Source organism: Alteromonas aestuariivivens (assembly GCF_003367475.1).
GTDB lineage: Bacteria > Pseudomonadota > Gammaproteobacteria > Enterobacterales > Alteromonadaceae > Alteromonas > Alteromonas aestuariivivens.
Genome location: NZ_QRHA01000015.1, coordinates 57,412 through 63,411 on the forward strand (window position 1 = coordinate 57,412; position 6,000 = coordinate 63,411).

A 6,000-nucleotide genomic window follows, 5' to 3' on the forward strand; every position below is an offset into this window, starting at 1 on the left:
CCCAGCCTATTTGTTCAGCCTTTCCGCAATCAGGGCATCCACAACGGAAGGGTCGGCCAGGGTCGATGTATCGCCTAGCTGCTCATGCTCGTTTGCGGCGATTTTACGCAGTATACGCCGCATAATTTTCCCGGATCGAGTTTTGGGTAGCCCCTTCGACCACTGGATTTTGTCTGGTGCTGCAATCGGGCTCAGTTCACTTCTTACCCAGCTTTTGAGTTCAGCCGTCAAAGCGTCGTCCGCCACCACTCCTTCATTCGGCGTCACATATACGTATATGCCCTGGCCCTTGATGTCATGCGGGTAACCAACCACGGCGGCTTCAGCCACTTTGGGGTGGGCTACCAGCGCACTTTCAATTTCGGCCGTGCCGAGGCGATGGCCTGATACATTCAGCACATCATCCACCCGGCCCGTGATCCAGTAGTAACCGTCTTCGTCCCGGCGAGCGCCGTCCCCGGTAAAGTACACTCCGGCATACGCACTGAAATAGGTACTGATAAACCGATCGTGATCGCCATACACAGTTCGGGCCTGGCTGGGCCAGCTGTCCTTGATCACCAGATTCCCCTCTGCGGCACCTTCGAGTTCATTACCTTCGGCATCAAACAGCGCTGGTTGAATGCCGAAAAACGGGCGCGTGGCAGAACCGGGCTTCAATGCAGACGCCCCGGGAAGCGGGGTGATCATAATGCCGCCGGTTTCCGTCTGCCACCAGGTATCCACTATGGGGCAACGGTCCTTACCCAGTACCCGGTGATACCATTCCCAGGCTTCCGGATTGATTGGCTCGCCAACGGAACCCAACAGACGCAGTGAGGACACATCGCACCCCTCGGCCGGTTTATCACCATGGGCCATCAGTGCACGGATCGCTGTGGGCGCTGTATACAAGCTGTTTACTTTATACTTTTCAACTACCTGAGCAATACGTGTGACGTCCGGGTAAGTCGGTACGCCTTCGAAAAAAACCTGACTGGCACCGTTTGTTAGCGGGCCATAAACCATGTAGCTGTGGCCAGTTATCCAGCCTACGTCGGCTGAGCACCAGTAAATATCGTCGGGCTTGTAGTCGAACACGTACCTGAATGTCATCGAGGTATACAACAGATATCCGCCGGTGGTATGCACCACCCCTTTAGGTTTACCGGTGGAGCCTGAGGTGTACAGAATGAACAGCGGATCTTCGGCGTTCATGACTTCCGGTTCACACTGGCTGGAGCATTCCGCCACCAGTGTCTGCCAGTCAACGTCCACGCCCTCATTCCAGGCCACATCCCCGCCAGTAAGTTTATACACCAAAGCGTGTGTAATAGACGGGCAGGCACCATTAGCCAGGGCCCGGTCCACATTGTTTTTCAGAGGTACGCTGCGCCCGGCCCGGCGGCCTTCGTCACAGGTAATGATAACCTTTGCGGCGCTGTCATTAATCCGGTCTGCTATGGCGTTGGGAGAAAACCCGCCAAATATCACTGAGTGAACTGCACCAATTCGCGCACAAGCCTGCATAGCATAAGCAGCCTGGGGTACCATGGGCATATAGATGGCTACCCTGTCACCTTTACCCACTCCCAGTTTTTTAAGGCCATTAGCCAGTTTGCACACCTCATCGTGCAATTGCTGATAGGTAATGGTCTCGCTGTCACCCGGTGTGTCCCCTTCCCAGTACAGCGCCACTTTCTGGGCTTTATCCGCAAGGTGACGATCAATGCAGTTATAGCTGGCATTGATTTCGCCGTCTTCAAACCATTTAATGGAAACCGACTCTTTGCCAAATACGGTATTTTTTACTTTGGTGGGCGGCGTAAACCAGTCGAGGGTTTTGGCATGTTCGCCCCAGAACGCAACCGGGTCCTGCACCGATTTTTGATACATCTGCTCATATTGCTGTTGGGTAAGATGGGTGTCCCTGAGAATGTTGTCCGGTACTGGATACGTCTTACTGGCAGTCATTCTGTGCCTCCATAATGAAATAATTCAAGATATGAAAAGTCGATTTGTGTTTAGCAAATGCACAACATTAACACTAAAAAGAACCCGACTCTCCGACTCAACACTGTAGCCCGAAATGATCAAAGCAAAATGCGACTTTGGTCTTAGCAATCGAGCATACCACCTCTACGACTTTCGTCTTATAGACCATCCGCTTATTTCCAAAATCCCGATTGTCGGCCAAATTATCGCTCGTTAACCCCATTTTTACATAACTTTTACCTGGAAGCATGGGACGAGAAACAAAATGAAGAACACATTGAAAAAAACTTCGCTGGCCCTCGCCTTACCTGTGATTGGGATTTCTGCCACATCGACCGCATTCGCTGCGAATTTGGCAGGAACCGATGTTCAGTTTTCTGGATACGTAAAGGCCGATGCGATAGTAAGCAATTACTCAGATGGCACCTTAAGTTCGGGAAGCATCGGTCGGGATTTTTATATCCCGTCTCTCACCCCGGTAGGTGGCGAAGATGAGGGCACGCAGTTTGACGCCCATATCCGTCAGTCCCGGTTCCGCTTTACAACTACAACTCCTACGGAGGAAGGCGATACCGTTAAGGGGGTTTTCGAGATGGATTTCATGGTCACCGCCGGCGGAGACGAGCGCATCAGTAACTCCTACGTGCCGCGCGTCCGACACGCTTTTTTACAATACAAGAATTGGCTGGTTGGCCAAACCTGGACAACCTTTATGGATGTCGCCACATTGCCAGAATCACTGGATTTTATCGGGGTAACTGACGGTACCGTGTTTGGTCGGCAAACCATGGTTCGTTACGCCAACAACGGCTTTGAGATTGCGCTGGAGAATCCTGAAAGCACTATCACACCGTATGAAGGAGGCAGCCGCATTGTTGCGGATGACAATTCAGTGCCGGACCTGATTGCTGCCTATACGATGAAAAGCAGCTGGGGGCACATCAAAGTGGCTGGCCTGGTACGGCAACTCTCCTATGACAATGGCGCCGATATCGACAGCAATGAAACCAGTTACGGCATTGCCATAACCAGCAAAATCAATTTTGGCGCCGGCGACGACCTTCGGGTTATGTTCAATACCGGGGCGGGTCTTGGCCGCTATACCGCGCTAAATGCCAGCAACGGGGCCGTGATCAACGAAAATGGTGATTTGGAAGCCATTGACTCGTACGGATACTCCATAGCCCTTCGCCACGTATGGAGTGCCAAGGCCCGTACCAACATCATGTTTTCCGCACTGGAAGTGGACAATGATGTGGCCCTGACCGGGGAAACTGCGACCTCCAGCACCTACAGCGCAAGGATCAATTATCTCTATTCACCGACCAGTTCGCTCACAGTTGGTGCCGAGTACACTTACGCCAACCGGGAAATTGAAACCGGCCTGGACGGAGACATGAGCCGCTTTCAGTTTTCCGCCAAATACGCGTTTTAACTGGCAGCTCAAAAAGGGGCCACACCCGGTGGCCCCTCTCCTCTACCGCAAATCGCCTTAGCTTAAAAACCCGCCGGATAACGGTGCAGTACCTGTTCAATTTTCGAGAGTACTTCGCCATCAAGCTGCAGTTCGAAAGCGCCAATATTTTCTTCCAACTGCGCCAGGGATGTGGCGCCGATAATGGTAGAAGTGACACCCGGAACCTGATCACACCATGCCAAGGCTAACTGCGCCGGTGACAACCCGACCTGACTTGCCAAGTCCACATATTCTTTCGTAGCAGCGTGGGCAACAGGCGTATTTCTGAACAATCCCTGACGCTGGGATAAGGTCCAGCGTGAACCTTCCGGACGCGCGTCATTGAGGTATTTGCCAGACAGCAACCCCGTCGCCAGCGGCGACCACGGAAGATAGGCAACCTTTTCGAATTCACACACTTCGATAAGATACGGCCAGTCTTTGGTGTGCAACAAATTGAACTCATTCTGAATCGAGACCGGACGGGGAATACTCATCTCTTCGCATAGCCTCAGATAGGTATGGATACCCCACGGAGTATCATCTGACAGGCCCCAATGGCGGATTTTACCTGACTCAAGTGCCTGACCTATGCCACCCAGGATATCCCGCATGCCTGCCACTTCCGACTCAGTGTCCTGCCGGGTTGGATCAACATGCCCGGGCCAGTGTTTGCCAAAGTGTGGCGAGGTGCGATTAGGCCAGTGAAGCTGGTAAACATCAATATAGTCCGTATGCAGGCGCTTGAGAGAATTCTCCAACGCCTCTATCACCGCACTACCCGTAATTACCCCGCCTTGACGAATATACGGCAATCCGCTTCCTGCGATTTTGGTCATGATAACCAGTTCGGAGCGTCTTGAGGAATGACGTGCCAGCCAGTTACCAAGAATACGCTCCGTGTCACCGCAGGTTTCCGCGTTGGGCGGTATGGGGTACATCTCTGCAGTATCTATAAAGTTAACGCCTTTACTGATGGCGTAATCAAGCTGTTGGTCTGCGTCCTGCTGGGTATTCTGTATTCCCCAGGTCATCGTTCCCAAACATGCGCGGGAAACAGACAGCCCGCTATTGCCTAAAACGGTATATTTCATTTAGCCTTCCTTTACACCCCTCACCCTGCGAACTTACGTCTTGGCGCTTGTCTGAGCTAACCTGGCTTCGGCATTAGCAAGACGTATTTCAATATCCCGCCTGGACTCAACCATCTCGTTAGCCAGTTCGGCCAGTGACTTGAATTCTGCAAAACCAAGCTGATGAGGATCAATTTTTTGATATTGCCGTTTACAACGGTAAAAGAACATCACGAAATTAGCAAAGGCGCGGTGAAATGTCGCGAAGCTTTTGACCAGCAGCAGTATCAACGAGACTGATGTCAGCGCCGCTATAAAAATACTGTATGCCCTGACCTTTGCCTGCTGTGCCTCGATCAGGGGTTGCAGCGCCTGATCAATCGCTTCCAATTGGTGCTCTACCTGATGGGCCTGACTGCGAAAAAGTCCCTGCAATCCATCATTGTGTGTTATGCCCATTGCCTCGATTGCGAGAGCCAGGTGATTGAACGTTTGAATATAGGCCAGCAACAAGCGCCGTTCTTCAGTTTGTTCAGCCCCCCTGAGCAACTGCAGCAGAATATCCGAGGACTGATTAAATTCCTGTTTGTGATCACGGGTCTTGTTGAGCAAAAAATTACGAGCGGCCAGTTGTGCCGCGGCAAAGTCGGCATATCCCGCCTCACCATACTGTAGTAACGCATACCCATTGAGTTCGCTTTCAAGTTGATAAAACCGCAGCAGCAACCCTGTATTGTCGTTAAGGCCAATCTCTGCTTGCAGGCTAACCAGGCGCTGAAACAGTTGGCGGTATTCCTCCATCCCCTGGGCAAGCATACCGGCTTGCGTGGCTGGCAAATTGAACTGTGCAAATAAAGGGCTTAACTCCTGCAGGTGATAACTGAACGTTTCAGCTCGCTGTTCGAAGCGATGCACATGATCCATCTGGTGTCGGAGCAGAAAATCCTTTTCATGCCTGCGCATCTGTAAAAGATCCTGGCCCAAACGAAGCAACGCCTCCCTCTGCTGATTGAGTACGTTCAGACGCTGGGTGAATAGAAACTGGCTGGCTACCAGCAATGCCATTCCTAACACGCATACGAGTGTCATCAGCATAAGCTGGGACTTAATTGAGTCGAATTTTATCACGCGGCACCTCGAAAAACAGAAGACGAAGAGGTTAGCCTGCAACTGTGAAAGGATTATTGCAGTTGTTGCAGCGCGTGGTTTTTAACGAAAGGACTTTGGAACTTTGAGTTTACAACAGGTGCCAATATTTGAGCATATTCAAGGCACAAAAAAAGGTCGCCGAAGCGACCTTTTTCAGATGACTTAGTGTCGTCTAAGATTATGCGATGATCTTAGAAACAACACCCGCACCTACAGTACGGCCACCTTCACGGATTGCGAAACGCAGACCTTCGTCCATCGCGATTGGAGCAATCAGCTCAACAACGAACTTCAGGTTGTCGCCAGGCATTACCATTTCTACGCCTTCTGGCAGCTCTACAGCACCAG

The 6,000-nt window shown here is 51.6% G+C and carries 5 protein-coding genes; 1 reads left to right on the forward strand and 4 read right to left on the reverse strand.

All coding sequences use genetic code 11. From position 1 onward, the window contains the following. Nucleotides 1-6 precede the first annotated feature (6 nt). On the reverse strand, nucleotides 7-1,953 hold the full coding sequence (gene acs / locus DXV75_RS16080) for an acetate--CoA ligase (protein ID WP_115594448.1): 1,947 nt from the start codon (nucleotides 1,951-1,953) through the stop codon (nucleotides 7-9). Between the two features lie 286 nt (nucleotides 1,954-2,239). On the opposite strand from acs, the gene DXV75_RS16085 reads away from it, so the two are divergent. Continuing rightward, nucleotides 2,240-3,409 (forward strand): DcaP family trimeric outer membrane transporter, encoded by a 1,170-nt coding sequence (locus DXV75_RS16085; protein ID WP_115594449.1) that lies wholly within the window; start codon nucleotides 2,240-2,242, stop codon nucleotides 3,407-3,409. 62 nt (nucleotides 3,410-3,471) lie between these two features. Here DXV75_RS16085 and DXV75_RS16090 read toward each other — a convergent pair whose 3' ends face one another. The 3 genes from DXV75_RS16090 to DXV75_RS16100 form a co-directional block, all read right to left on the reverse strand. Continuing rightward, nucleotides 3,472-4,524 (reverse strand): aldo/keto reductase, encoded by a 1,053-nt coding sequence (locus DXV75_RS16090; protein ID WP_115594450.1) that lies wholly within the window; start codon nucleotides 4,522-4,524, stop codon nucleotides 3,472-3,474. A gap of 33 nt (nucleotides 4,525-4,557) precedes the next feature. Continuing rightward, nucleotides 4,558-5,631, reverse strand: a complete 1,074-nt coding sequence (locus tag DXV75_RS16095) for a chemotaxis protein (protein ID WP_245953265.1) — start codon at nucleotides 5,629-5,631, stop codon at nucleotides 4,558-4,560. 199 nt (nucleotides 5,632-5,830) lie between these two features. Next, nucleotides 5,831-6,000, reverse strand: a 170-nt coding sequence (locus DXV75_RS16100; protein WP_483964195.1) for an EF-Tu C-terminal domain-related protein, incomplete at its 5' end; no start/stop codon positions are given.

Bases quoted from the DNA above. Each gene is read 5' to 3' on its own strand.
- DXV75_RS16085 (WP_115594449.1), top strand. From the start codon at position 2,240: ATGAAGAACACATTGAAAAAAACTTCGCTGGCCCTCGCCTTACCTGTG.
- DXV75_RS16090 (WP_115594450.1), bottom strand. From the start codon at position 4,524: ATGAAATATACCGTTTTAGGCAATAGCGGGCTGTCTGTTTCCCGCGCA.
- acs (WP_115594448.1), bottom strand. From the start codon at position 1,953: ATGACTGCCAGTAAGACGTATCCAGTACCGGACAACATTCTCAGGGAC.